The sequence below is a fragment of the Xanthomonas sp. WHRI 7064 genome (genome assembly GCF_040202355.2).
In the GTDB taxonomy this organism is placed as follows: domain Bacteria; phylum Pseudomonadota; class Gammaproteobacteria; order Xanthomonadales; family Xanthomonadaceae; genus Xanthomonas; species Xanthomonas arboricola.
Genome location: NZ_CP167821.1, coordinates 3,058,064 through 3,082,476, shown reverse-complemented (window position 1 = coordinate 3,082,476; position 24,413 = coordinate 3,058,064). Strand labels below are relative to the sequence as shown.

Here is a 24,413-nt window from a genome sequence, read left to right as displayed (position 1 = left end):
GCCCAGGCTGTGACGCGGATATCATGTGGTCATGAAATGCCGACTTATCGCTACCGGCGAGCGCGCACCGGCCTGGGTGGCGCAGGGCTTTGCCGAATATCAGAAACGTCTTTCGCACTGGATGCCGCTGGAGCTGGTCGAGATCGAGCCTGGCCTGCGTGGCAAGGGCCGCGATGCACAACGCGCCATCGATGACGAAGGCCGCCGCGTGCTCGCCGCGCTGCCCAAGAACGCCTACGTGGTTGCGCTGGACATCCCGGGCCGCCCACTCAGTTCGGAACAGCTGGCCCAGCGCATGGAACACTGGCGCGGGCAGGGCCGCGATCTGGCGTTCCTGATCGGCGGCCCCGAAGGGCACGCCGCCGAGGTGCTGAAAACCGCCAGCGAAAGCTGGTCTATCGGCCCGCTGACCCTGCCGCACATGCTAGTGCGCCTGATCGTCGCCGAGCAGCTGTACCGCGCTGCGGCGATGCTGGCCAATCATCCGTATCACCGCGCCTAAGCGGCATGCGCGATGGCAGTAAGCCGCGCGTCGCCGCTGCGCTTTCGAGATGGATGTGCGGGCGAGTAGCAGCGCGCACCCTCAATCCGATCCGCGAGACCGCACGTCGTCGCGTGCACGCAAGGCGCACTGCAACGATGCGCATGCAACAGCTGAAACCGTGGCCTTGCAGCAGCCGGGCGCGCAACGCCAGACCATGCGGCGACCGGGCATCCGGGTCGCCGCAGGTGATGACGCATCAGTTCAACGAAAAACTCACCGGCACCAGGCCGTAGGCCTGCACGGCCTGGCGGTTCTGCATCGCCGGCTGGAAGCGCCAGTTGCGCAGCACCTGGCTACGTGCCGCCAGATCGAGTGCGCGATGACCGCTGCTGGTCTGCACGCTCACCTCGGCCGGGCGCCCATCGGTGCCGACCAACACGCGCAGCAGCACCGTGCCCTGCTGCCCGGCACGCAGTGCCGCCACCGGGTAACTCGGCGCTGGTGAACTCAGATACTGCAACTGGCCTGCCTCGATCGGGCCGCCGGGCGCGGCAATCGCCGGCGCGCTGTCAGACACCGCCTCCGAGACCGCGGGTAAGGCGAACGTTGCGTTGTCGACCACCGCGGGCTCACTGATCACCGGGGTCTGCACCTGCACCTGCACCTGCACCGGGGTCGGCGATGTATGCGTTGCCTTCGGCTTGAACTTCACCTCGATCGGAAACACCGGTGGCGGCGGCGTCTCGATGGTGATGGGCATGACCCAGCGTTCTTTCGGTGCGGGCTGCTGCGGAATTGCCCGGTACGAGAGCGGTATCAACAACAACCCGCCGGCGAGTAGATGCAAGGCCACCGCCGTGCTCATCGCCAGAACGCGCGACGTATCGATGCCGGTGGATCGGGAAGAAACCTGCGATTGCGTGCGAACCATCATCCACCTCCTCAACGGAACTGCGGAAAGGACCAGCGCGACCCGGACGCACTACACCATCCGGTAGCGTAGGTTTACCGAGCCTCGCGCGGGCACAAGCGATTTCGACGCGCTGGAGGTCGGCTGGTCGATTCGCCCCGGTCGCATTGATCCGCACACTTTTGGCACGTCTGACTCGTGTCGGAAGCGGGTCAGGTGTCATCGCAAGGCGAGTCACCAGAACTTTCGGCGTGCCCAATAAAAAAAACTGCCCTCGAGGAGGGCAGTCTGGAAAGCAAACCGAACGCGATTGCGGTCAGGTCAACGACCCAACTCGAACGTCACGTCCAGGTTGATCGACAAGGTGCTCTCGCCCGGGGCGACCTGGGTGTCCATCTCGGCCTTGGCCGAGCGCATCGAGGCGGCCATCATCATCGGGCGCACGCCGCCGCCGCTGCGGCCTTCGGAGATGCTGACGATGCGGCGCACCTTCAGGCCCAGCGACTTGGCATAGGTGTCGGCGCGGGCCTGGGCCTTCTTCAGCGCGGCCACGCGGGCCTCGTCGTAGGCCGGTTCGGGCTGGTCGACCGAGAAGCTGGGGCCGTTGATGTCGTTGGCGCCCTGGGCGACCAGCGCGTCCAGCACCTTGCCCAGGCGCGAGATGTCGCGGACCTTGAGGCTGACCGTGTTGCTGGCCTGGTAGCCGTTGATCTTGGGCGCCGCGTTTTCCTTGTAGGTGTACTGCGGGCTGAGGTTGATGCCGGTGGTCTGCACGTCCTTGTCGGCGATGCCGGCGGCCTTGATCGCGGCCATGACCTTGCTCATCTGTTCGGCGTTCTGGCGCATGGCGGCGTTGCCGTCGGCGGCCTGGGTGACCACGCCGGCCGACAGCGTGGCGATGTCCGGTATGCGCTTGGCGTCCGCTTCGGCCGACACGTTGAGCAGGGTGCCGTCGTTGGGAATGGTGTAGCTCGGAGCGGTCTGGGCGTGGGCGGTCATGGCGGTTCCGGCAGCGATGGACAGGGCCAGCAACAACGGTTTGAGGGTGGTACGCATGAGATCTCCTTGTCTGTGGGGGAAGCGTGTTGCCGGTTCGATGAACATGTTGTGAGTCGAACGCGACCACTGCCGCCCGGATCGGCAAGCGGGCGGGGAGGAGCAACAGGTATGCTGGACGGATGCTCTATCTCGCCTCCCGGTCGCCGCGCCGGCAAGAACTGCTGCAACGCTTGGATGTGCCTTTCCAGACCCTGCAACTGGACGTGCCCGAACTGCGCGCGCCCGACGAATCGCCTGCGCAATACGTGCAGCGCGTGGCGCTGGACAAGGCGCGTGCCGGCCTGGCGCAGGTGCAGGCCAGCGACCCCGATGCGATCGTGCTCGGCTCCGATACCGAGGTGGTGCTGGGCGAGCGGGTATTCGGCAAGCCGGCCGATGCGGACGATGCGGTCGCCATGCTGAGCCTGCTGTCCGGGCGTACCCACCAGGTGCTCACGGCCGTGGTTCTAGTCTGCGCGCAACGCGCCCCGGTGCAGACGCTGGTGGTGTCTGAGGTGACCTTCGCGCCACTCGATGCTGCGCAGATCGCCGCGTACGTGGCGTGCGGCGAGCCGATGGGCAAGGCCGGCGCGTATGCGATCCAAGGCCGCGCCGAACGTTTTATCAGCCATCTGTCCGGCAGCTATTCCGGCGTGATGGGATTGCCGCTGTTTCACACCTCGCAGTTGCTCACAGCCCTCGGAGCGCATTGATGTCGGAAGAGATCTTGGTCAACGTCACCCCGCGCGAAACCCGCGTCGCGGTGATCGAGAACGGCATGCTGCAGGAGCTGCATATCGAGCGCGGCTGGCGCCGGGGCGTGGTCGGCAATATCTACAAGGGCAAGGTGCAACGGGTGATGCCGGGCATGCAGGCGGCATTTGTCGAGCTGGGTCTGGAGCGCGCCGCGTTCCTGCACGCCAACGACGTGGTGCGCCCGGCACCGGCACCGGCCAGCGTGGTCGATACCGAAGAAACCCCGATCCCGCCGCCGCCGGCGGCCGCGGTGCCGATCGTTGAACTGCTGCGCGACGGCCAGGACATCGTGGTGCAGGTGGTCAAGGACCCGATCGGCACCAAGGGCGCGCGGCTGACCACGCAGATCAGCATTCCTTCGCGCTACCTGGTGCTGCTGCCGCAATCCAAGATCGTCGGGGTGTCGGCGCGGATCGAGGACGAGGCCGAGCGGCTGCGCCTGAAGACCATCGTCAGCGAGGTCTCGGCCCAGCACGGCGGCTTCGGCTACATCATCCGCACCAACGCCGAAGGCCAGCCGGCCGAGGCGCTGGCCGAGGACATCGCCTACCTGTCGCGGGTCTGGAACGTGGTCGAGCGGCGCGGCCGCGAGGCGCCGCCGTGCAGCATCATCTACGAAGACCTGAGCCTGCCGTTGCGTGCGGTGCGCGATCTGATCCGCCGCGACGTGGAGAAGGTCAAGGTCGACTCCAACGAGACCTTCGTGCAGTTGCAGGCCTTCGTGGCCAAGTACATGCCGGTGCTGGCCGAGCGGCTGGAGCTGTATACCGGCGACCGGCCGATCTTCGACCTGTACGGGGTCGAGGACGAGATCGGGCGCGCGCTGAACAAGCAGGTGCCGCTCAAGTCCGGCGGCTACCTGGTGATCGACCAGACCGAGGCGATGACCACCATCGACGTCAACACCGGTTCGTTCGTCGGCCAGCGCAATCTCGAGGAGACCGTGTTCCGCACCAACCTGGAGGCCGCGCAGGCGGTGGCGCGGCAGCTGCGGCTGCGCAATCTGGGCGGCATCATCATCATCGACTTCATCGACATGGACGATGCCGAGCACCGCCGCCAGGTGCTGCGCACGCTGGAAAAGGCGCTGGCGCGCGATCACGCCAAGACCACCGTGTACGAATTTTCGCCGCTGGGCCTGGTCGAGATGACCCGCAAGCGCACCGTCGAAAGCCTGGAGCGGCAGCTGTCGGAAACCTGCGGCCAGTGCAGCGGGCGCGGCACCATCAAGACCGCCGAGACGGTGACCTACGAGATCTTCCGCGAGATCACCCGCGCGGTACGCCAGTTCGATGCGGCGCGGCTGCTGGTGATCGCCTCGTCGAAGGTCGTCGCCCGTATCACCGACGAAGAGTCGGCCGCGGTAGCCGAGCTGGAGGAATTCCTCGGCAAGAGCATCCGCTTCCAGTCCGACGACCAGTATCTGCAGGAGCAGTTTGATGTGGTGCTGCTGTGAGCCGGGGAATGGAGAGTCGGGAATCGGGAATGGGGGTGGAGCGAAAGGCGCTCTGCGGGGTAACGGTGACATCTTTAGAATGGCGGCGCGCGCGGATGGATGATCGTGTGCGCGGCGCGGTTTGTGCTCCTGCGATTCCCTATTCCCTATTCACCATTCCCCGCCGTTAATGCCCACCCCGCTGCGCCGCCGTCTCCGTCTGTTTCGCCGCTATGCGATCACTGCCACTGCGCTTGCGCTGGTGGCGATCGCGTTGCTGGTGGGTGCGGCCAGCCAGGCGTTGCCGTTGGCCGAGCAGCGGCCGCAGCAGATCGCCGCGTGGCTGAGCGAGCGCGCCGGCCAGCCGATCGCGTTCGATCGCCTGCAGACCGAATGGACCCGGCGCGGGCCGTTGCTGCGGCTGGATGGCCTGCGGATCGGCCCGCATGGCGAGGTGCGCGTGGGCCAGGCCGAAATCCTGCTGGCGATGTACGCCGGACTGTTGCCCGGCCACTCGCTGACCGAGGTGCGTCTGCGTGGTCTGGCGCTGACGCTGCAACGTAGCGACGATGGCGTCTGGTCGGTGCAGGGCCTGCCGGCCGGGCGGCGTTCGGACCCGTTGGAAGCGTTGCGCCGGCTCGGCGAGATCCAGGTGGCCGAGGCGCGCCTGCGCGTGGCCGCGCCGTCGATCGGCGTGGACACCACGCTGCCGCGCATCGACCTGCGCCTGCGTGTCAACGGCTCGACGGTGAAGGTCGGCAGCCGCGCCTGGATCGACTTGCAGCGCGCACCGTTGACCACGGTGATCGCGTTCGATCGCGACAGCGGCGACGGCAGCGCCTATGCGCAAGCCGACCCGGCCGATCTGGCCGCCTGGGCTGCGTTGCTGCAGTTCGGCGGCATGCGCGTGGATGGCGGCGGCGGACGCCTGCAGGCCTGGGCGCAGTTGCGCGCGCGCCGGATCACCGCAGTCACCGTGGATGCCGACCTGCAACAACTGCGTCTGTCCGGTGCACCTTTGCCCGAGCAGACCGCACGCCGCACGCTGGCGTGGGAGCGGCTGCAGGCGCGCGCACGCTGGCAGACCATCGACGGCGGCTGGCGCATGGATGCGCCGCTGCTGCGCTTGGGCCAGGCGGCCAGGCTGCAGCGGCTGGACGGGCTGAGCATTGCCGGCGGGCGCCGTTATGCGGTGGTGGGCAAACACCTCGATGTCTCGGGCCTGATCGCCGCGGCTGCCTTGAGCGAGCAACTGTCGCCTGGCCTGCGGCGCTGGCTGAGCCTGTCCCGGCCGCAGTTGCGCCTGGCCGATCTGCAGATCGCCGGCGAGCAGGGCGGAGCGGTGCGCGCGCAGGGCCGGATCGAGGAACTGGGCTTTCTGCCGGTGGGCAACGCGCCGGGCATCAGCGGCCTGCGCGGCCGGATCGATGGCGATGCGCAGGCGATCCAGCTCGACCCCGCAGCGGATGCCACGCTGCGCTTCGACTGGCCGACCGGTTTCGGGGTGGTGCACGAGTTGCAGCTGGCCGGCAGCATCGTGGGCTGGCGCGACGGCGCCGGCTGGCAGGTCGCCACGCCGGCGTTGCGCGTGCAGGCCAAGGACTACGGCGCCAGCGTGCGCGGCGGGCTGTGGTTCCAGAACGATGGCAGCCGCCCGCGCATCCAGCTGGCCACGCAACTGGACGATGTCGCCTTGCCGGTGGCGCGCAAGTTCTGGATCCGCTCCAAGATGAGCAAGGCGGCCATCGACTGGCTGGACACGGCGGTTGCCGGTGGCGTGATCACCGGCGGCACCGGCCTGGTCAGCGGCGATCTGGACGACTGGCCGTTCGACAACAACGACGGCCGGTTCGAGGCCTTTGGCCAGATCCGCGAAGGCGTGATCCCGTTCAATCCGGACTGGCCGGCGATGGAGCAGGTGCAGGCCGATCTGCGCTTTATCGGCAACGGATTTTCCCTGCAGGGCAAGGGCGAGCTGGCCGGCGCGCCGATCGCGTCGCTGGAGGCGGGCATTCCCAGCTTCGCCACCTCCGAGCTCTACGTGCGCGCCTCCACCCGGGCCGATGCCGCGCAGCTGCTGGGCATGTTGCGCAAGAGCCCGCTGGAGCAGCGCTACGGTGACACCTTGCGCAACCTCACGGTGTCCGGCCCGGCAGCGGTGAGCTTCGACCTGCTGCGGCCCTTGCGCACCGGCGGTGTGGGCGGTCATCTGCAGGGCACGGTCGCGCTGCAGGGCGCCAGGCTGGGCGATGCGCGCTGGAACCTGGCCTTCGACCAGGTCAGCGGACAGGCCGAGTACCGCGACAGCGGCTTTGCCGCCGAGCGCCTGAGCGTGCAGCACCAGGGCCGCAGCGGCGAGTTGTCGTTGCGTGCCGGCGGCTTCGTGCAGGATCCCAAGCAGGCGTTCGAAGCGCGCTTTGGCGCCACCCTGGATGCCAAGGAGTTGTTCGACCGCGCGCCGCAGATGGAATGGTTGCGCCCCTACGTGCATGGCAGCGCACCATGGCAGGTGGGCGTGGACGTGCCGCTGACCTCGCCGGGGCAGGCCGACGCGCAGGCGTTGCTGACACTGCGCTCGCAGCTGGTCGGCACCACTTTGGATTTGCCCGCACCCCTGGACAAGGCGGCCACGCAGCCGCTGGACACGCAGGTCAGGGTGGCCTTGCCGGTGGGCGATGGTGACATCGACGTGGCCTTCGGCAAGCTGGTCGCGCTCAAGGCCAGCAGCCAGGGCAACCAGACCGGCGTGCGCGTGGTCATGGGTACCGACACGGTCACTGAGCGGCCGCCCGCCAACGGCTTGGTGGTCACCGGCCGCACTGCCTCGCTGGATGCGATCGACTGGATCAGCCTGGCGCGCGGCAGCAGCGAGCCGGACATGCCGCCGCTGCCGGGCCAGCCGGCAGCACCGAAACAGGACGCCGTGCCATTGCAGCAGGTGGATGTGCAGGCCGACCGATTGCTGATGATCGGCGGCGTGTTCCCGCAGACGCGCCTGCGCCTGCGGCCGACCCGCGACGCGGTGGCGGTGACCCTGGACGGCCCATCGCTGGCCGGCCAGCTCAGCGTGCCCAATGCCGATGGCGCCGCCGTGCAGGGCAAGCTGAGCACGGTGCACTGGCAGCCGGTGGCCGCAGCGGCCGAGCCGGCCGCACCCGAGCCGGGCGATCCGCTGGCCGGGGCCTTGCCGGAACCGGCGCGCCGCGCGGTGGCCGAATTCGACCCGGTCTCGATCCCGCCGCTGTCGCTGGATATCGACGACCTGCAGGTCGGCAAGATGACCCTGGGCGCGGCCACCCTGCGCAGCAGCCGATTGACCGACGGCATGCAGGTGGACCAGCTGCAACTGCGCTCCAACGACCAGAACATCGGCCTGACCGGCGCCTGGCGCGGCAAGGGCGATTCCGCCAGCACCCGGCTGTCGGCACGGGTGGACAGCCGCAATCTCGGCAACCTGCTGCAGAACCTCACCCTGGGCGGCCAGCTGCGCGGCGGCGAAGGCCAGCTCGAACTCAATGCCGGCTGGCAGGGCTCGCCGACCGGGTTTGCGCTCGGTTCGCTGGATGGCGATCTCAAGATCGACGTGCGCAATGGCCAGCTGCTGGAAGTGGACCCCGGTGCCGGCCGCGTGCTCGGCCTGCTCAGCGTGGCGCAGCTGCCGCGCCGGCTGATGTTCGACTTCCGCGATTTCTTCTCCAAGGGGCTGGCCTTCAACAAGCTGGACGGCCAGGTGCGCTTCGGCGAGGGCTTCGCGCGCACCGATGCGATCCGCATCGAAGGCCCGGCCGCCGACATCGCCATCCGGGGGCAGACCGACCTGCGCGCGCAGACCTTCGACCAGACCGTGGACGTGAACCCCAAGGCCGGCAATCTGCTCACCGTGGTTGGCGCGGTGGCCGGCGGCCCGGTCGGAGCGGCGGTGGGCGCGGCCGCCAATGCGGTGCTCGGCAAACCGCTCGGGGCGATCGGCGCCAAGACCTATCACGTCACCGGGCCGTGGAAGGATCCGCAGGTGGACGTGGTGGAGCGCGAAGTGCGTGAGCGGGCGCCCGGCAAGCCGCCTGCAGAAGGCGCGCCCACGGCAACGCCAGCCACGCCCGGTCGGTCGCCACGCTGACGCGTCCGGTTGCGGGCGCGCTGGCGTGTGCTGGTGCTGAGTCGTCGCGGGCACTCAGGCCTTGCGTAGAGTCGATCGAACGCGGCATGCGCGCCAGCGGGCACGTCCCGCGCGCCGATGCAGCGATGCACTCAGTCGAGCGGACTGTCGCCCTCGCAATCGGCGCGCACGAACATCGGCAGACGCAGGCGCGAACGGTGGCCCTGCACCGGCGCCTGATCGGCACCGGCGACGCCACGGAAGTACCCGCGTTGCCATTTCTCGCGCGCGGCGGCCGACTGCGCATCCGGCAGTTCCTGCAGAAACTGCGTGCGGCTGCGCGTCCAGTCGGCATGCTGCTGCGCCAGTTGCGGCGCCTCGGATAAGGGCTTCCACTGCGGCTGCACCTGTTCGATCAGTTGGCGCGGCAGCGGGAACAGATGGCAGAACGGCTCGCCGGCCTCGAAGCGCACCTGCCCGGGCCGGGTGAACTTCCAGTTCATGGTGAAGGTGTACGGGCTCCAGTCGGTTTCGACCATGCCGCTCAGCGCGCCGATGCCGTCCTTGGGCCGGTTCAATGGCCCGGTGACGAACAGATCCATGCCGGCATCGGTGCGAAACAGGCAGGGCACGTGGAAGGTCAGCACGCCGTAGCCGAAGTGACTGAGCGCCTGTGACGCGGCGCCGGCATCGACGCTGATCCGGATCGCATCCAGGCCGTCGCGCCCGTCCCAACTGGCCTCGAATCCGGCCTGGCACAGCAGCTCCCAGCCATGCGCATTGGCGATCGCCAGCGGCAGGCAGCGGTAGGCATAGCGCTGGTCGGTGGCGTCCATCCAGTCGCGCTCGTGCGGGGCGGGGCGGATGTCCAGCGTATGGCCATCCAGGACGTGGGCAGTGAGCTTCATGCGCGGGCGTCGGCGTGGCGATGGGCCCGCGATGATAGCCGTGCCGCATGTTCAGCCGAACGACTTGTCTCCCCGGCGCGCGGGCCCCATCCTGACTACATGACCGATAACGCTCTCACTCTGGCCGAAACCCGGCTGCTGCTTCCTTCCGGCCTGGACACCGGCCATCTCGACCGCACCTTCGGCGCCCTGCTGGGCCCGGGCATCGACTTCGGCGACCTGTATTTCCAGCATTCGCGACGCGAGAGCTGGAGCGTGGAAGACGGCATCGTCAAGGACGGTGCGCATTCCATCGAACAGGGCGTGGGTGTGCGCGCGATTGCCGGCGAGAAGACCGGCTTCGCCTATTCCGACGATATCCAGCGCGACGCCTTGCTGGAGGCGGCGCAGTCCGCACGCGCAATTTCGCGCGAGGGTGGTGCGCAATCCACCCGCTCGCTGGTGCGCGGCAACGGCCGTGCGCTGTACCCGGCTACCGACCCGATCGACGACATGGACAGCGCGACCAAGGTCGATCTGCTGCGCCGTATCGACCAGTACGTGCGCGCCGCCGATCCGCGCGTCAAGCAGGTGATGGTGAGCCTGTCCGGCGGTGTGGACACGGTGCTGATCGCGCGCAGCGACGGCGTGCTTGCCGCCGACGTGCGCCCGCTGGTGCGGCTGAACGTGCAGGTGATCGTCGAGCAGGGCGGGCGGCGCGAGTCCGGTTACTCCGGCGGCGGTGGCCGTTACGGCTATGCCGAACTGTTCGCCGATGGCCGCCCGGAAGGCTTTGCCCGCGAAGCGCTGCGTCAGGCGCTGGTCAACCTGGATGCCATTCCGGCACCGGCCGGCGTGATGCCGGTGGTACTCGGCCCGGGCTGGCCCGGCGTGCTGCTGCACGAGGCGGTGGGGCATGGCCTGGAAGGCGATTTCAACCGCAAGGGCACCAGCGTCTACGCCGGCCGCATCGGCGAGCGCGTGGCCTCGCCGGGCGTGACCATCGTCGATGACGGCACCCTGGATGGCCGCCGCGGCTCGCTCAATATCGACGACGAGGGCACGTCCACCCAGTGCACCACGCTGATCGAAGATGGCGTGCTGGTCGGCTACATGCAGGACACCCACAACGCGCGCCTGATGGGCGTGGCACCGACCGGCAACGGCCGGCGCGAATCGTTCGCGCACCTGACCATGCCGCGCATGACCAACACCTACATGCGCGCCGGCCAGCACGATCCGCAGGAAATGATCCGCTCGGTGAAAAAGGGCATTTACGCGGTCAACTTCGGCGGCGGCCAGGTCGACATCACCAGCGGCAAGTACGTGTTCTCGGCCACCGAGGCCTACCTGATCGAAGACGGCAAGGTCACCGCGCCGGTCAAGGGCGCCACGCTGATCGGCAACGGCCCGGAGACCATGCAGAAGGTGCGCATGATCGGCAATGACCTGGCGCTGGACGAGGGCGTGGGCGTGTGCGGCAAGGACGGGCAGAGCGTGCCGGTCGGCGTCGGCCAGCCGTCGCTGCTGATCGACGGCATCACCGTTGGTGGAACGCAGGCCTGAGATGCGGGGATTTGGGAATCGGGAATCGGGATTCGCAACAGCAGGAAGCGCCGGGCGTGGCGGGTTCCGCTTGGGTGGATCCGGGAGCCCGGATCTGGGATTGGCAACGGCCGGGATGGCCGTTGCGGCGCTGGATGGATCGAGCGGAGCCTTATTCGTCGCCTTCCGACGCCGATTCGTCGTCTTCCAATCCCGATTCACCACTCTCCAATCCCTGCTCCTGAGACAGGTCGCGCAGCACCTGGAACAGCTCGCGGTAGGCGCGCGGCGGTTTGTTCTTGGCCCGCTCGTGGATCGCATTGCGCACCAGCTGGCGCAGTTGTTGACGGTCGGCGGCCGGGTAGGTTTCCAGCAGTTCGGCCAGCGCCACGTCGCCTTCGGCGAGCAGGCGCTCGCGCCAGCGCTCGACGCGGTGGATCGCGGCCACTTCGCGGCGCGCGGTATCGCTGTTGGCATCCAGCGCATCGCGGATTGCGGCCAGCGTTTCGTCGTCCTCGCGGCGCATGTGCTTGGCCAGAAACGCCAGCTGGCGCTTGTGCGCGATATGCGAGGTGATGCGCTTGCTCTCCTCGATATGGGGGATCAGCGATTCGGGCACCGGCAATTTGGCCAGCTGCGCCGGAGTGAGCGCCACCAGCTTTTCGCCCAGGTCGAAGATTTCCAGCGCCTCGCGCCGCTGCTGGCTGCGGCTGGCGCCGCGGAATTCACCGGTGTCTTCGTCGCGTCCGCGCATTGCCATCCATCCGAAACAAGAAGTTATTCATCATTGAGACTAGGATAAAGCATTGAACGCACTCTCCTCCGAAACACGTGTCCAGGACGACAGCCTGCAGCGCCTGGATGCGCTCACCGACATCGCGCAGCGCCTGCTCGAGCGCGCCCGTGCCGCCGGCGCCACCCAGGCCGAAGTGAGCTGCAGCGAAGAGCGCGGCCTGGACGTCAACGTGCGCCTGGGCGATGTGGAGACGGTGGAATCCACCCGCGACCGCGGGATTGCGGTCACCGTGTACTTCGGCAAGCGCAAGGGCAGCGCCAGCACCGCGGATCTGCAGGATTCCAGCCTGGAATCGACCGTTGCCCAGGCCTGCGCGATCGCCCGTTACACCGAGGACGATGTCGCTGCCGGCCTGGCCGACCCGGAGCTGATGGCGCGCGACTTCCCCGAGCTGGACAGCTGGCACCCGTGGGCACTGGACGCCGACACCGCGGTGGACCTGGCGCTGGCCTGCGAGAGCGCCGGGCGCGATGCCGATGCGCGGATCAGCAACTCCGACGGCGCCTCGGCCAGCACCGGGCTCAGCCTGTCGGTCTACGCCAACTCGCATGGTTTCATCGGCCGCGAGCGCGGCACCCATCATTCGATCAGCTGTGCGCTGATTGCCGGCCAGGGCGACGGCATGCAGCGCGATGGCTGGTACAGCAGCGCGCTGGCGCGCGAAGACCTGGAGGCGCCGGAAGCGATCGGCCGCCACGCCGCCGAACGCACCCTGGCGCGGCTGCAGCCACGCTCGTTGCCGACCGGCCAGTTGCCGGTGCTGTTCGCGCCCGAAGTGGCGCGCTCGCTGGTCGGGCATCTGCTCGGCGCGGTCTCCGGCGGCGCGCTGTATCGCCGCGCCAGCTTCCTGCTCGACAGTGTCGGCAGCAAATTGTTTCCGGACTGGTTCAACATCGAAGAACTACCGCACCTGCGCCGCGGCCTGCGCTCGGCCGCCTTCGATGGCGAAGGCGTGGCGACGCGGCGTTCGGCATTGATCAGCGACGGCGTGCTGCAGCGCTATGTGCTGGGCAGCTACTCGGCACGCAAGCTGGGCCTGCAGACCACCGCCAACGCCGGCGGCGTGCACAACCTGCAGGTCACCGCCAACGCCGGCGACCTGGCTTCGCTGATTGCCGGCATGTCGCGCGGGCTGCTGGTCACCGAGCTGATGGGCAACGGCGTCAATCCGGTGACCGGCGATTATTCGCGCGGCGCCGGTGGCTTCTGGATCGAGAACGGCGTGATCGCCTATCCGGTCGACGGGCTGACCATCGCCGGCAATCTGCGCGAGATGTTCGCCGGCATCGAGGCGGTCGGCAACGATGTCGATCCGCGCTCGCACGTCAAGATCGGCTCGGTGCTGGTCAACCGCATGACGGTGGCAGGCGATAGCTGACCGTGATTGAGCAGGGCTGCTGCGCCCACTGCCCAACTGCACAGCGCCCGGCGCGCGTTTTGCCGCTCTGCCTGGCGGTAGCCGCCGTGCACCGCCGAGACCATGTCTTCCCGCACTGGTGGCTGGCTGAATCGTTGCTATAGTCCGCCGCACCACAACCATGCATGGGGAGACATGATGAGCGAATTCGAGTCGCACGCCGTACCGCCGCCGCCGCCGATCGGTACCAGCACACCGTCAGAGGAGCGCACCCTGGCGCTGGCCGCGCACCTGCTCGGCATACTGACGTCCTTCATCGGCGCGCTGGTGATCTGGCTGATCAGCAAGGACGCCAGCCCGTCCAAACCGTTCGCCACCGATCAGGCCAAGGAAGCGTTGAACTTTCAGATCACCGTGATCATTGCCTATGTGGCTGCGGTGATCCTGACCATCGTGTCGTTCGGCATCCTGTTCTTCGTGCCGACGCTGGTGTGGATCGCCAACCTGGTGCTGTGCATCCTGGCCGCGGTCAAGGCCAACAACGGCGAACACTACCGTTATCCGTTCACGCTGCGCCTGATCAAGTAATCCGGCGCGGTGCAAATGACAAAGGCCCGGCAGCGATGCCGGGCCTTTGTCGTTTCAGGCGACGATGCGATCAGTTCTGCGCCGGGGTGTTCTCGGCGAAGTACTCGTGGCTGTCGGCGTTGGTGATCGCCTGGGCCGGGTTGCTGATCGCCAGGCTGCGCGCGCCGGACTGGCCGTAGACACGGTCCTGGGTGCCGGCGACGACCGTGAAGTGGCTGGTCTCGTGCACCAGCGTGCCGGCCTTGGAGTCGGTGCCGGTTGTCGACGCACTCCAGAACGCATTGCAGACATGGATCTCGTACGGCTGGTTCGGATAGACGTAGGCGAAGGCGTCCGCCAGATCCGCTTCGCAGCTGCAGTTGATCGTCAGCTGGCCGTTGTTCTGGTCCAGCGCGTTGTCGATGTTGACGAAGTTCGAGCTGACCCGGCTGTAGCGCGAGGCGTTGTAGGCGCCGAACCAGGTGGTGTAGCGCGCGCCGGTGCTGCCGGCATTAAGGTAGTTGCGCGCGTTCTGCGAGTAAGTACGCGCGGCAGTGACGGCACTGGCGGCCTGGTTGGTGCGGGTGGTGCTGCAGTTGAGGTAGTTGATGCCATTAACCACTGCGGTCGGACCGATTGCGAGCTGGCGCTGCACGCCGCGACGCGCGCCGTCCAGCCAGACGGTGAGCGGCGTGCTGGTGGCCACGGCCGGCTGGCCGTTGGCTGCCTTCATCAGACTGCCGTCGGACAGCGAGGCGTATTGCAGCGACGAACGGACCTGGATGGTGTAGTTGCCACTGGTCGACAGATCGTAGGCGCCGGCCAGATCGACCTCGCCCTTGACGCTCTGGCCGGGCTTGAGGATGGTGAAGTCGGCTGCCTTGGGCAGGCCGCGCTTGACCAGGCGTCCGGTGTAGGCCACCGGCGCGCCATCGCGGCTCACTTCCAGGATGCCGTTGTCCAGCGTCTGCAGCGGTAGTTGATAGGTGGGCACGCGGGCGATCTGGCTGCCGTTGTTGGTGACGGTCACCGCGATCTTGCCCTGATGTCGCCCAGCCTGATCGGCGACCGGCGCCAGTTCAATGGTCAACGGGACCGGGCCGCGCACGGACTGCGCCTGCGCCGAACCGAGCACGCCAACAACGGCCAACGTACCTGCTGCAAACGATGCGAGAAAAACGTTCTTCACCAGTGACTCTCCATGTGGTCGGGGGATGTCCGCGGACGCGGGCAGGTCAACCTAGGCAGAGCGAGCAGACGCAACAAGAGAACCGATTGCTGCTGTTTTTGGCCTGCTGGTGGCTACGCGATGACAAATATGGACATCGATGGCGACAATTCAGCGAAGAATTGCGGATCGTTTCACGCTTTTTGGCTAATGTGCGGAAATTTACATGTGAAAAATGTACGAAAAGAGAATTTACGTTCTGTGACACAGCGCGGCACTTGCAGGGCGGTACGCTGCAACCGCACCGTGCGCTGGCGCACGGTGTGCGCAACGGCCGGTGCGACCGGCTGATCACTGCGGGCTGCTGGAGTCGAACGTGCTGCCGTAATCGCCGTGCGTGGTGGCATTGCAGCCGCTGCAGTGGCCTCCTCACCCTGCGCATTGGCGGTGCCGGTGCTCTGTTGCCAGACATCAACACGCGGGGCGCGGCGCGGCTGTACGGCCGCTCAAACGAACGCAGCGCGCTAGTGCGCCCGGTCCACCGCAAACCGGCCCAGCGTCGCCAGCGTGTCGCCGGGCGCACCGTAGGGCTGCAGGATGTCGTGCATGCGGGTGGCCAGTTCGGCCAGCTTGGCCTTGGCGCCGTCCATTCCGAGCAGGGCCGGATAGGTGGACTTGGCCTGCGCGGCGTCCTTGCCAGCGGTCTTGCCCAGCTGCGCCGAGCTCGATTCCACATCCAGGACGTCGTCGCGGACCTGGAACGCCAGGCCCAGCGCATCGGCAAACGCATTCAGGCGTTGCTGGTCGTCGGCTGCGGCAGCGCCGGTCAGCGCGCCCATGCGCACCGCGGCGCGGATCAGCGCGCCGGTCTTGAGGGCGTGCATGCGCTCGAGATCGCGCAGCGATTGCAACTGGCCGGTGGCATCGATATCCAGCGCCTGGCCGCCGCACATGCCGGCAGCGCCAGCGGCGGTGGCCAGACTCTGCAGCCAGCCGACCCGCAGCTCCGCGCTGACCGGGGCCGCAGCCAGCAACTCGAAGGCGCGTGTCTGTAGCGCGTCGCCGGCCAGGATTGCCGTGGCTTCGTCGAAGGCGATATGCACGGTGGGCTGGCCGCGGCGCAAGGCGTCGTCGTCCATTGCCGGCAAGTCGTCGTGCACCAGCGAATAGGCGTGGATCAGCTCCACCGCCACTGCGGGTGTGTCCAGGCTGTCCTCGTTGGCGCCGAACAGTGCGCCGGTCGCATACACCAGCAGCGGACGCATGCGCTTGCCGCCGCCCAGCACCGCGTGCCGCATCGCGGCGTGCAGTCGCTGCGGTGCCAGGGTGGTGCTGGGCAGACTGGCCTCCAGGCTGCGTTCGGTGCGGCCGATCCAGTGCTCGAACAACGCCGAACTCACCTCAGCCGCCGTCCTGCGATGGCGCCTGGAAGTCTTCGGCCAGATCGGGGCGCGCGGGGTCGGTCAGCATGCGCACGCGCAGTTCGGCCTGTTCCAGTGCCTGCTGGCAGTCGCGGTACAGGCCGATGCCGCGCTCGTAGGCGGTGAGCGATTGCTCCAGGCTCTGGTCGCCGACTTCCATCTTCTGCACCAGTTGCTCGAGTTCTTCCAGCGACTGTTCGAAGCGGGCAACCGGGGATGTTTCGTTCAAGGATTTTTTGACCATCGTCAAAGTGTGCGGCGCGCAGGCAGGCGGGTCAATTCGCAGTGGCGTGGTCGCGCCATCGCAAGGATGCGCCATGCGCGCTTAGCCAGTCGCTCAATGCCGCCGAGACGATGCAGTCGCCGGCTGCCAGCACCTGGCCGTCGGCCCACAGGACCGGCAGGCGCGCGCGTTGCCAGGGCGGTAGATCCAGCGCCTGCAGCAGGTGCTTGAGCCGATGCGAATGCGCGCGTTGCGGCAACACGATGCGTTCGCCCCCCTGGCGTGCGCGCACCTGCAGCGGTTGCGCGAAGCGCAAGCCGGGTGCGCCGTGCAACTGCAGTTGCGCGCCATCCGGCAGTGGCAGCGGGGACGTGCCATCCCAGCAGGCCTGCCATGACGCCGGCCACGCGCTGTGCGGACGCAGCAGATACAGGCACTGGCGCCAGCGCCGCACCTGCACCTGTTGCCAGGCAAAGCAGGCCTGCCGATCCGGCGCGGCGTCGTCGATTTCCTGCTCCAGGGCGGCAACGCCGTGCGCAGGCAGCGGTGGCACCTGCGCTGCAGCCACCCAGGCGCGCAGCAGCCGCGGCCGACGTGTTGCCGGCTGCGCACGCAAGGCCTGCAGATCGAGTGCGCCGGCAGCGGTCAGCAGGCCGGGCAGCAGCGCGGTGTCCTCCTGCAGCAGCAGGTCGCTGGCATCGGCGCTCAGCTGCGCGCTGCGCGCCAGTGCCTCGGCGGCCTGTGGCCAGCGCTGCTGCAGTACGGGCATCAGCTGGGTACGCAGGAAGTTACGGTCGTGGCGGGCATCGGCATTGCTGGGGTCTTCGATCCACTGCAGGCGATGTGCCTGCGCATACGCCAGCACCTCGGCGCGCGCATGCGCCAGCAGGGGACGCCACAGCATGCCGGCGGCGAAGGGACGCTGCGCGCGCATCGCGGCCAAGCCGTCCGGGCCGGAAGCGCGCAGTGCGCGCAGCAGGAAGGTTTCGGCCTGATCATCGCGATGGTGCGCCAGCGCCAGCCATTCGCCGGGCGCCAATGCCGCGGCAAACGCGGCGTGGCGTGCATGGCGTGCCGCCGCTTCCAGCCCCAGGCCGCTGTCGCGCGCGACCTGCACGTGCGCGACCTGCAAGGGGACGTGCAGGGCGTCGCACTGGCGCTGGCAATGCGCGGCCCAGGCATCGGCATCGGCATGCAGGCCATGATGCACGTGCACTGCACGCAGCCCCGTGTCGCGATAACGCGGCGTCGCTGCCAGCAGGTGCAGCAAGACGCTCGAGTCCACGCCGCCGCTGTAGGCGATCAGCACCGGGCCAGGCGGCGCTGCGGGTGGCAGCAATCCGGTCATCGATGCAGATGGCGTGCTGCGACGCTGCATCCGCACGCGGGCGGCGGGGTATGACGCGCCGCCGCCATCCGCGCTGCGCGCAGCCTGCCCATCAGCGCTTGGCCGCAGTCTCGAACGTGGCCGACTGCGGCAGCTCCACCGGCACGCCAGCGCTGTCGCAGGTACCGGCCTTGCACAGGCGCTCGCGCAGGCGCGGGGTGGCCTGGACGATGACGTGGTAGATCACGTTCTCCTCCAGCGTGCCGCGGAAGGCGGCGCTGCCCGGGCCGGTGGCCCAGATGCCGACGTCTTCGCCGCCATGGCTTTCGGACTTGGTCGGCACCAGCGATTCCTGCATGTAGCTGGGCGCCTCGGTATCGACATGGGTCAGGTCCGGGCGGCCGGCGGCCGGCTCGCTATTGCTGGGTTCGTGCGGGTACTTCTTGGGGCCGGCCGGCTGCGCGTTGCTGGCGCCGGTGTAGCCGGGGCCGTTGGCGTAGCTCAGCGTGGTGTAGGGCTGGCCGGCCAGGTCGGTGGCCAGCTGGCTTCGGTCGCCTTCTTCGCCGCCGGTGCCGCGCACCTTGCCCAGGATCGGATTGCCGCGTACCGGGTAGCCGACGAAGTTGAGCGTATGCGAATGGTCGGCGGTGACGATGATCAGCGTGTCCGGCGGCGCGGTCTGCACGGCGGTGCGTACTGCATCGGACAGCGACACGGTTTCGTCGAGCGCGCGGTAGGCATTGCCGGCGTGGTTGGCATGGTCGATGCGGCCGCCTTCGACCATCAGCACGAAGCCGTTCGGGTCGCGCGACAACGACTGGATCGCGGTACGGGTCATTTCGGTCAGGCTGGGCTCGCCTTGCGGGGTGCGGTTGCTGTCGTGGTCGAACTGCATGTGATCCGGCTCGAACAGACCCAGCAGCGCTGGCGCGCCGGTGGCCGCCTGCAACTGTTGTTCGTTCCAGACGTAGGCGCCCTGTGGGTGTGCCTGCTTCCACTCGGCGACCAGATCGCGGCCGTCCAGGCGCAGGCCGACCTTGTCGTCGTATTCCGGATCGCGTTCCTGCACGGTCTGGAACTGGCTGCGTCCGCCGCCCAGCACCACCTGCGGGCCACGCCCGAAGCGCGCGCTGGACAGCAGTTGCTGGGCGATGTCCTGGCAGCCGGCAGTGCGGGCGGACTCGGGCAGGTCGGTATCGTTTTCCCAGTTGCGGTCCGGCGAATGCGCATAGGTCGCCGCCGGGGTGGCGTGGGTGAGGCGGGTGGTGGTGACGATGCCGGTGGCCATGCCGGCGCTGTCGGCCAGCTGCAGCCAGCTCAACAAGCCCTTGCCCAGGCTGTCGGCGCAATCGCTGCGGTTGCCGCTGCTGACGCCAATCGCGCCCATATGCGTTTTCACCCCGGTGGTGATCGCGGTCATGGTGCCGGCCGAATCCGGCGTCTGCGAATCGGTGTTGTAGGTCTTGCTGAAGGCGGTCGCCGGGAACTGCTCCCACGACAGCAGGTTCTCTTCGCCCGGCCCGCCCTTGCGCTGGCCATCCAGAATGCGTGCTGCCGCGACCGTGGTCAGGCTCATGCCGTCGCCCAGGAACAGGATCACATTGCGCGCCCGCCCGGCCATCGCGCCGTTGCCGGCTGCGCGCGCGGCGCCCGAGCGGTACCACCATTGCGGCGTCTCGCCGGCGGGATGCGTCACCTGCGGCACCTCCACGCGCACGGCGGCGGGCGCGGATGCGCTGGTGCCGGCGCTGGACGCGCAGGCGGCGACACACACGGTGGTCAGGGCGGCGAGGGCAGGCAGGCGGTAACGCATCGGCATCGAACTCGTGACTGAATCAATGCGCATTATGCCGGGATGCCTGGTGTCACACAGATGACACGCCGCTGTTCCAGTCGTGACCTCGCGGGCGGCGCGGGCCTGGGCTATGGTGCATGCACTCTCCCCCCGGATGATTCGACGCATGACATTGGTCTCGGCCTGGTTGCGCATTCCGTTCTGGCAACGCGTGGTGGCCGGCTTCGTGCTCGGCGCGCTGGCCGGCTGGGCCATGGGGCCGCCGGCCGATGTGTGGTTCGGCCCGCTCGGCGATCTGTATGTCACCCTGATCAAGATGATCGCGATCCCGCTGGTGTTCTTTGCGGTGATCAATGCGATCTCCTCGCTGCACGGGCAAAAATCCGTCGCCGCGCTCGGTGGGCGCACCTTCCTGTGGTTCGTCATCACCGCCGCGCTGGCGGTGGGCGTGGGCCTGGCGGTGGGTACGTTGATGCAACCCGGCGCCGGCCATTTCAGCCTGAGCGTGGATTCGGCCTGGAAACCGCGCGATGTGCCCAGCCCGATCAAGGTGCTGCTGGACGTGGTGCCCTCCAACCCGTTCTACGCACTGACCGGCATCGGCACCAAGACCAATGCGGCCGGCGAAACGGTGCTGGCGGCCGGGCGCGGATCGATCCTGCCGGTGATCTTCTTCGCCGCGCTGCTGGGCTTTGCGATGGTCAAGCTCGGCGAGCGCGTGGCCGAGGCACGCAAGCTCACCGCGCAGTTGAGCGACATCATGATCCAGGTCACCCGCTTCGTGCTGGAGATGACCCCGCTCGGCACCTTCGGGCTGATCGCCAGCCTGGTCGGCAGCTATGGCTTCGAGAAACTGCTGCCGTTCGGCAATTTCGTACTGGCGCTGTATGTGGCCTGCACGATCCATATCGTGGTGGTCTACAGCAGCCTGTTGTTGCTGCATGGATTGAATCCGTGGAAGTTCTTCCGCGGCGCGGCGCCGGGCATGCAGGTGGCCTTCGTCAGTTCATCGAGCTTTGCCGCGATGCCGGTGGCAATGCGCTCGATCACACATAACCTGGGCGTCAGCAAGGACTACGCCGCGTTCGCAGTGCCGCTGGGTGCCAGCATCAAGATGGATGGCTGCGGTGCGATCTTCCCGGCCCTGTGCGCGGTGTTCATCGCCCAGTACACCGGCGTGCCGCTGACCGCCAACCAGTACTTCGTGGTGTTGATCGCCTCGGTGCTGGGCAGCTTCGGCACCGCCGGCGTACCCGGCACCGCGGTGATCATGGCCACGGTGGTGCTGAGTGCGGCCAACCTGCCGCTGGAAGTCATCGGCTACCTGTATGCGATCGACCGCATCCTCGACATGATGCGCACCATGACCAACGTGACCGGGCAGATGCTGGTGCCGGTGCTGGTGGCCAAGGAAACCGGCCTGCTCGACAAGGCGGTCTACGAGTCGGCCTCGACGAACGTAGGGCTGGAAGATCCGCTGACAGATCGCGCGCCGACGCAGCGCTGACCGCTGCCGATGCGCGCCGGATTTCCCACGCTGCGCGATCGCCTGCAGCAGTTGCCCGAGTTGCACAGCGTCGACGGCGTGTTGGTACAGCGGTCGTTGGCCGACTACCCGTTCGAGCAGCAGTATCTGCAGGTTCGACGCAAGGAAGGCCGGCTCTACACCGATGCGCAGGTGCGCAGCCTGCCGCGTCCCGGCGGCAAGCTCGGCGCCAGTCTGGAATGGCAGGTGCGTGCGCTGTCCAGCGCCTTGCTGGTCCAGCACCTGCGCGCGCAGGCAGGCGAGGGCGCCATAGCCGAACTGGGCTGCGGCAACGGCTGGCTGTCGCAGTTGCTGGCGCAATCGCTGCAACGCGACGTCTGCGGCATCGACGTCAACCGCACCGAGCTGACCCAGGCCGCGCGCGTGTTCGGCCACGACCAGCGCCTGAGCTTTATCGCCGCCGACATCCAGACCCTGGCGCTGCCGCGCGATCTATTCGATGTCATCGTGATCCCGGCCTGCATCCAGTATTTCGCCGACCCTGCGGCATTGGTCGTGCGCCTGCTCGCCCAACTGCGCGACGGCGGCGAGCTGCACATCCTCGACAGCCCGCTGTATGCGGATGCGCAAGCCGCCAACGCAAGCGCCGCGCGCAGCCTGCGCTACTTCACCGAACTGGGCGTTCCGGCGCTGGCCGCGCATTACCACCAGCACACCTACGCCAGTTTCGAGCGCTTTATGGTGCAGCGACTGTTCGACCCGCGCCGCCCGGGGGCGCGCTTGCGAAGAATGCTCAGGATGAAACAACCCCACTTTCCCTGGCTGTGTCTGCGCAGGCAGGACAACCTGGATGCGCTGCGTTCCTGAGTGAAGCATCGGCCCTGCCGGACGCAGCGTCAGGCGTTTGCGTTGGGCGCGCTGACGTCCCACCCGCATGGCACACTGCCAGCTCATCCATTGACGGGGGCGGGCGGTGATTGGCCAACAGCGTGATCTGACATTTCGTTTTCTGGCCGAGCCCAGCGACGTCAACTTCGGCGGCAAGGTGCATGGCGGCGTGGTGATGAAGTGGATCGACCAGGTCGGCTTTGCCGCAGCCAGTGGCTGGAGCGGGCATTACTGCGTCACCGTGGCGGTGGGCGGCATCCGCTTCGTGGCGCCGGTGCGGATCGGCGATCTGGTCGCGGTGTCGGCCAAGCTGGTCTACACCGGGCGCACCAGCATGCACTTCGCCATCGATGTGCGGGCGCGCAGCCCGATGGGCGGCGACTCGCGGCTATGCACGCATTGCATCATCGTGTTCGTGGCGATGGACCCGGATGGTGTCACGCCGGTAGAAGTGCCTTCCTGGCGGCCGGACACGCCCGAGGATCAGCGCCTGGCCGAGTACGCGCTCAAGGTGATGGAACTGAGCAAGGGCATCGAGGACACCATGGCGCATTACCAGGCCGATGCCGCGCGCTGATCGGGGTGGCGAGTTGCGCGGTGCTGCGTACGTGACCCAGATGCGTGCGCGGCGACGGTAGGGAGCTTCCGCGCAAAGACCGTCCACCATGCAAAAGGCCGCGGGATCTCCGCGGCCTTTCTGTCATGCAGTGGATCAGGTGCTCGGGATCACAGCACCCGACGTGCCTGGATGAATTTCTCGCTCCAGTAACCGCTGGCCAGCGAATCCACGCGCACGTCCTTGCCGCGGCTGGGCGCGTGCAGGAACTTGCCATCGCCGACCACCAGGCCCACGTGGTCGATGCGGCCACGCCTGCCGAAGAACACCAGATCGCCTGCCTTGAGCGCGTTGGGGTCCTTGATCAGTTCAGCAGATTCGTCGCGCGCGATGTCGCGCGACACGCGCGGCAGGTCGATGCCCAGGGCGGTCTTGAACACATAGCCGACCAGGCCGCTGCAGTCGAAACCTTCGGTGGACTCGCCGCCCCAGACGTACGGGGTGCCGAGCAGGGCCATGGCGCGTTGCAGGATCACCTGCACACGGCTGTCAGCCACGGCGTTCTGGGCAGCATTGGCCGCACTCTGGGAGACGTCGTAATTGGCCAGCAGGCGGCTGAGGTCACCTGCGAACATCGCCGAGCGGTCCATCAGCGGAATGGCGTCGTTGGCGGCCAGGTGCGGAAGCAGGGCGGCCAGTGTTGCGGTGGCAGCGGCGTCGGCGCGGCTGCGGGTTGCGGCTTTCTCGGCGGCGACGGCGCTGTCTGGCGTGGTCGTCTGCGGAGCGGATGGGGTGCCGTTGGCGGTCTGGGCCAGGGCGGGTATGGCTGCGAGCCAAAGGGCAGTGGCGCATAGCAGGCGGAGCGGTTTCCGGGGCGGAAGCGGTGCGGCGCCAGTGTTGATCTGTTCGTCGTTCGTCACGCGGGAATCACAATTCTGCTGTCGATGCGGGATGATGCCTTGGTGAAAGAATCGTTACGTTCAAAAAAGGTTAAATTTCCGTTTTATAAAATGTGATGCACATCACATATCAGGGCAAAACCCGCTTTGAACCTGAATAATGGTCACGCCAGTAGGCGCCATCCAGGAAATCCAAGCGGACGGTACCGCCGGTATTCGGAGCATGTACGAAGCGGCCTTCACCGACATAAATGCCGACATGGGTCACGTTGCCGCTGGAGCCGAAGAACACCAAGTCGCCGGTGGTCAGTTGCTCCGGCGGGATGCGCGGGCCCTGCACCGCGGCCAGCTCCCGCGAGGTGCGTGGCAGCGATAGCGCCAGCACATCCTTGTAGACATAGGTGACCAGCCCGCTGCAGTCGAAGCCGGTTTCCGGCGTATTGCCGCCAAAGCGGTACGGGGTGCCGACCAGGCCCAGCGCACGCATCAGGATGTTGTTGGCGGCGGCCGGGTTGGACGGCGGCACCTGCGGCCAGACACGCGGTGCCGGTGGCGGGGTGGCGGCCGGTCGACGGACCGGCGCCTGTGCGCAACCGCCCAGCAGCACGAGCAGGCCCAGCAACGAACTGGCCGCGGCGCGGCGGGCGCGGGCGGCGAAAACTGGCGTGATATGCATGGAGCCGGGATAATGGGCGGTTCGAAAGGTCGCCATGATGGCGGCGCACCCGGCGGCCGACAAGCCGTCCTCCACCGTCTGCCACCGGGCAGCCTATCCAGAG

General features: G+C 67.7%; 22 protein-coding genes. 11 read left to right on the top strand and 11 right to left on the bottom strand.

Annotated features, from left to right (window positions below):
• Positions 1 to 31: 31 nt before the first annotated feature.
• A complete protein-coding gene (gene rlmH / locus ABQY74_RS13245; protein WP_016903756.1) occupies positions 32 to 502 on the top strand; it encodes a 23S rRNA (pseudouridine(1915)-N(3))-methyltransferase RlmH in 471 nt (156 codons plus the stop codon).
• A 238-nt stretch (positions 503 to 740) separates the two neighbouring features.
• Here rlmH and ABQY74_RS13240 read toward each other — a convergent pair whose 3' ends face one another.
• Positions 741 to 1,349: an energy transducer TonB gene (locus ABQY74_RS13240; RefSeq protein WP_349792252.1), complete on the bottom strand. Its 609-nt coding sequence runs from the start codon at positions 1,347 to 1,349 to the stop codon at positions 741 to 743.
• Between ABQY74_RS13240 and ABQY74_RS13235 the strand changes: the two genes are divergently transcribed.
• Positions 1,243 to 1,482 (top strand): hypothetical protein, encoded by a 240-nt coding sequence (locus ABQY74_RS13235; protein WP_180969204.1) that lies wholly within the window; start codon positions 1,243 to 1,245, stop codon positions 1,480 to 1,482. The two genes, ABQY74_RS13240 and ABQY74_RS13235, sit on opposite strands and share 107 nt — an antisense overlap.
• Before the next feature lie 233 nt (positions 1,483 to 1,715).
• On the opposite strand, the gene ABQY74_RS13230 is transcribed toward ABQY74_RS13235, so the two are convergent.
• Positions 1,716 to 2,450: an SIMPL domain-containing protein gene (locus tag ABQY74_RS13230; protein WP_349791766.1), complete on the bottom strand. Its 735-nt coding sequence runs from the start codon at positions 2,448 to 2,450 to the stop codon at positions 1,716 to 1,718.
• Between the two features lie 122 nt (positions 2,451 to 2,572).
• On the opposite strand from ABQY74_RS13230, the gene ABQY74_RS13225 reads away from it, so the two are divergent.
• The 3 genes from ABQY74_RS13225 to ABQY74_RS13215 all read left to right on the top strand — a co-directional run bounded on the left by ABQY74_RS13225 (position 2,573) and on the right by ABQY74_RS13215 (position 8,740).
• The gene (locus ABQY74_RS13225) at positions 2,573 to 3,145 is read left to right on the top strand and encodes a Maf-like protein (RefSeq protein WP_039522269.1); all 573 of its coding nucleotides are present in this window, start codon (positions 2,573 to 2,575) and stop codon (positions 3,143 to 3,145) included.
• Complete coding sequence (gene rng / locus ABQY74_RS13220) at positions 3,145 to 4,644, top strand: ribonuclease G (RefSeq protein WP_024939725.1); 1,500 nt, start codon at positions 3,145 to 3,147, stop codon at positions 4,642 to 4,644. Before ABQY74_RS13225 ends, rng begins: the two co-directional genes overlap by 1 nt.
• A gap of 169 nt (positions 4,645 to 4,813) precedes the next feature.
• Positions 4,814 to 8,740, top strand: coding sequence for a YhdP family protein (locus ABQY74_RS13215; protein ID WP_349791763.1), 3,927 nt, complete (start codon positions 4,814 to 4,816; stop codon positions 8,738 to 8,740).
• 131 nt (positions 8,741 to 8,871) lie between these two features.
• On the opposite strand, the gene ABQY74_RS13210 is transcribed toward ABQY74_RS13215, so the two are convergent.
• Positions 8,872 to 9,627, bottom strand: coding sequence for a DUF6065 family protein (locus tag ABQY74_RS13210; protein ID WP_349791761.1), 756 nt, complete (start codon positions 9,625 to 9,627; stop codon positions 8,872 to 8,874).
• Positions 9,628 to 9,726: 99 nt separating this feature from the next.
• On the opposite strand from ABQY74_RS13210, the gene tldD reads away from it, so the two are divergent.
• Positions 9,727 to 11,172, top strand: a complete 1,446-nt coding sequence (gene tldD, locus ABQY74_RS13205) for a metalloprotease TldD (protein ID WP_024940782.1) — start codon at positions 9,727 to 9,729, stop codon at positions 11,170 to 11,172.
• Between the two features lie 151 nt (positions 11,173 to 11,323).
• Here tldD and yjgA read toward each other — a convergent pair whose 3' ends face one another.
• Positions 11,324 to 11,905, bottom strand: coding sequence for a ribosome biogenesis factor YjgA (yjgA, locus tag ABQY74_RS13200; protein ID WP_349791759.1), 582 nt, complete (start codon positions 11,903 to 11,905; stop codon positions 11,324 to 11,326).
• Positions 11,906 to 11,957: 52 nt separating this feature from the next.
• Here yjgA and pmbA point away from each other — a divergent pair, with 52 nt between their 5' ends.
• A complete protein-coding gene (gene pmbA, locus ABQY74_RS13195) occupies positions 11,958 to 13,325 on the top strand; it encodes a metalloprotease PmbA (RefSeq protein WP_104554024.1) in 1,368 nt (455 codons plus the stop codon).
• A 102-nt stretch (positions 13,326 to 13,427) separates the two neighbouring features.
• A complete protein-coding gene (locus tag ABQY74_RS13190) occupies positions 13,428 to 13,892 on the top strand; it encodes a DUF4870 domain-containing protein (RefSeq protein WP_024940779.1) in 465 nt (154 codons plus the stop codon).
• A gap of 70 nt (positions 13,893 to 13,962) precedes the next feature.
• Here ABQY74_RS13190 and ABQY74_RS13185 read toward each other — a convergent pair whose 3' ends face one another.
• From ABQY74_RS13185 to ABQY74_RS13165, 5 genes are all read right to left on the bottom strand, one after another.
• Positions 13,963 to 15,060 carry a M35 family metallo-endopeptidase gene (locus ABQY74_RS13185; protein WP_039522258.1) on the bottom strand — a complete coding sequence of 366 codons (1,098 nt, stop codon included), beginning with the start codon at positions 15,058 to 15,060 and terminating at the stop codon, positions 13,963 to 13,965.
• A 503-nt stretch (positions 15,061 to 15,563) separates the two neighbouring features.
• Entirely contained in the window at positions 15,564 to 16,439 is an 876-nt protein-coding gene (locus tag ABQY74_RS13180) for a farnesyl diphosphate synthase (protein ID WP_349791756.1), read from the bottom strand.
• A gap of 1 nt (position 16,440) precedes the next feature.
• Positions 16,441 to 16,704 carry an exodeoxyribonuclease VII small subunit gene (locus tag ABQY74_RS13175; protein WP_016903977.1) on the bottom strand — a complete coding sequence of 88 codons (264 nt, stop codon included), beginning with the start codon at positions 16,702 to 16,704 and terminating at the stop codon, positions 16,441 to 16,443.
• Positions 16,705 to 16,735: 31 nt separating this feature from the next.
• Positions 16,736 to 18,031 carry a tRNA lysidine(34) synthetase TilS gene (gene tilS / locus ABQY74_RS13170; RefSeq protein ID WP_127159142.1) on the bottom strand — a complete coding sequence of 432 codons (1,296 nt, stop codon included), beginning with the start codon at positions 18,029 to 18,031 and terminating at the stop codon, positions 16,736 to 16,738.
• A 91-nt stretch (positions 18,032 to 18,122) separates the two neighbouring features.
• Positions 18,123 to 19,829, bottom strand: coding sequence for an alkaline phosphatase (locus tag ABQY74_RS13165; protein WP_349791754.1), 1,707 nt, complete (start codon positions 19,827 to 19,829; stop codon positions 18,123 to 18,125).
• 142 nt (positions 19,830 to 19,971) lie between these two features.
• Between ABQY74_RS13165 and ABQY74_RS13160 the strand changes: the two genes are divergently transcribed.
• From ABQY74_RS13160 to ABQY74_RS13150, 3 genes are all read left to right on the top strand, one after another.
• Complete coding sequence (locus ABQY74_RS13160) at positions 19,972 to 21,312, top strand: dicarboxylate/amino acid:cation symporter (protein ID WP_349791752.1); 1,341 nt, start codon at positions 19,972 to 19,974, stop codon at positions 21,310 to 21,312.
• A 9-nt stretch (positions 21,313 to 21,321) separates the two neighbouring features.
• Positions 21,322 to 22,158 carry a class I SAM-dependent methyltransferase gene (locus tag ABQY74_RS13155; protein ID WP_349791750.1) on the top strand — a complete coding sequence of 279 codons (837 nt, stop codon included), beginning with the start codon at positions 21,322 to 21,324 and terminating at the stop codon, positions 22,156 to 22,158.
• Positions 22,159 to 22,264: 106 nt separating this feature from the next.
• Complete coding sequence (locus ABQY74_RS13150) at positions 22,265 to 22,756, top strand: acyl-CoA thioesterase (RefSeq protein ID WP_016903982.1); 492 nt, start codon at positions 22,265 to 22,267, stop codon at positions 22,754 to 22,756.
• Positions 22,757 to 22,905: 149 nt separating this feature from the next.
• Here the strand turns inward: ABQY74_RS13150 and ABQY74_RS13145 are convergent, their stop codons facing one another.
• Together ABQY74_RS13145 and ABQY74_RS13140 are read right to left on the bottom strand one after the other, a co-directional pair.
• A complete protein-coding gene (locus ABQY74_RS13145) occupies positions 22,906 to 23,655 on the bottom strand; it encodes a C40 family peptidase (protein WP_349791748.1) in 750 nt (249 codons plus the stop codon).
• 109 nt (positions 23,656 to 23,764) lie between these two features.
• Positions 23,765 to 24,373: a C40 family peptidase gene (locus ABQY74_RS13140; protein WP_175430018.1), complete on the bottom strand. Its 609-nt coding sequence runs from the start codon at positions 24,371 to 24,373 to the stop codon at positions 23,765 to 23,767.
• Positions 24,374 to 24,413 lie beyond the last annotated feature (40 nt).

Excerpts from the sequence above, each read along its gene's own strand:
- ABQY74_RS13235 (WP_180969204.1), top strand. The coding sequence starts at position 1,243 with ATGACCCAGCGTTCTTTCGGTGCGGGCTGCTGCGGAATTGCCCGGTAC.
- rlmH (WP_016903756.1), top strand. The coding sequence starts at position 32 with ATGAAATGCCGACTTATCGCTACCGGCGAGCGCGCACCGGCCTGGGTG.
- ABQY74_RS13165 (WP_349791754.1), bottom strand. The coding sequence starts at position 19,829 with ATGCCGATGCGTTACCGCCTGCCTGCCCTCGCCGCCCTGACCACCGTG.
- ABQY74_RS13210 (WP_349791761.1), bottom strand. The coding sequence starts at position 9,627 with ATGAAGCTCACTGCCCACGTCCTGGATGGCCATACGCTGGACATCCGC.
- ABQY74_RS13215 (WP_349791763.1), top strand. The coding sequence starts at position 4,814 with ATGCCCACCCCGCTGCGCCGCCGTCTCCGTCTGTTTCGCCGCTATGCG.
- ABQY74_RS13175 (WP_016903977.1), bottom strand. The coding sequence starts at position 16,704 with ATGGTCAAAAAATCCTTGAACGAAACATCCCCGGTTGCCCGCTTCGAA.
- ABQY74_RS13155 (WP_349791750.1), top strand. The coding sequence starts at position 21,322 with ATGCGCGCCGGATTTCCCACGCTGCGCGATCGCCTGCAGCAGTTGCCC.
- yjgA (WP_349791759.1), bottom strand. The coding sequence starts at position 11,905 with ATGCGCGGACGCGACGAAGACACCGGTGAATTCCGCGGCGCCAGCCGC.
- rng (WP_024939725.1), top strand. The coding sequence starts at position 3,145 with ATGTCGGAAGAGATCTTGGTCAACGTCACCCCGCGCGAAACCCGCGTC.
- ABQY74_RS13230 (WP_349791766.1), bottom strand. The coding sequence starts at position 2,450 with ATGCGTACCACCCTCAAACCGTTGTTGCTGGCCCTGTCCATCGCTGCC.
- tldD (WP_024940782.1), top strand. The coding sequence starts at position 9,727 with ATGACCGATAACGCTCTCACTCTGGCCGAAACCCGGCTGCTGCTTCCT.
- ABQY74_RS13225 (WP_039522269.1), top strand. The coding sequence starts at position 2,573 with ATGCTCTATCTCGCCTCCCGGTCGCCGCGCCGGCAAGAACTGCTGCAA.
- ABQY74_RS13240 (WP_349792252.1), bottom strand. The coding sequence starts at position 1,349 with ATGAGCACGGCGGTGGCCTTGCATCTACTCGCCGGCGGGTTGTTGTTG.
- ABQY74_RS13190 (WP_024940779.1), top strand. The coding sequence starts at position 13,428 with ATGTCTTCCCGCACTGGTGGCTGGCTGAATCGTTGCTATAGTCCGCCG.
- tilS (WP_127159142.1), bottom strand. The coding sequence starts at position 18,031 with ATGACCGGATTGCTGCCACCCGCAGCGCCGCCTGGCCCGGTGCTGATC.
- ABQY74_RS13160 (WP_349791752.1), top strand. The coding sequence starts at position 19,972 with ATGACATTGGTCTCGGCCTGGTTGCGCATTCCGTTCTGGCAACGCGTG.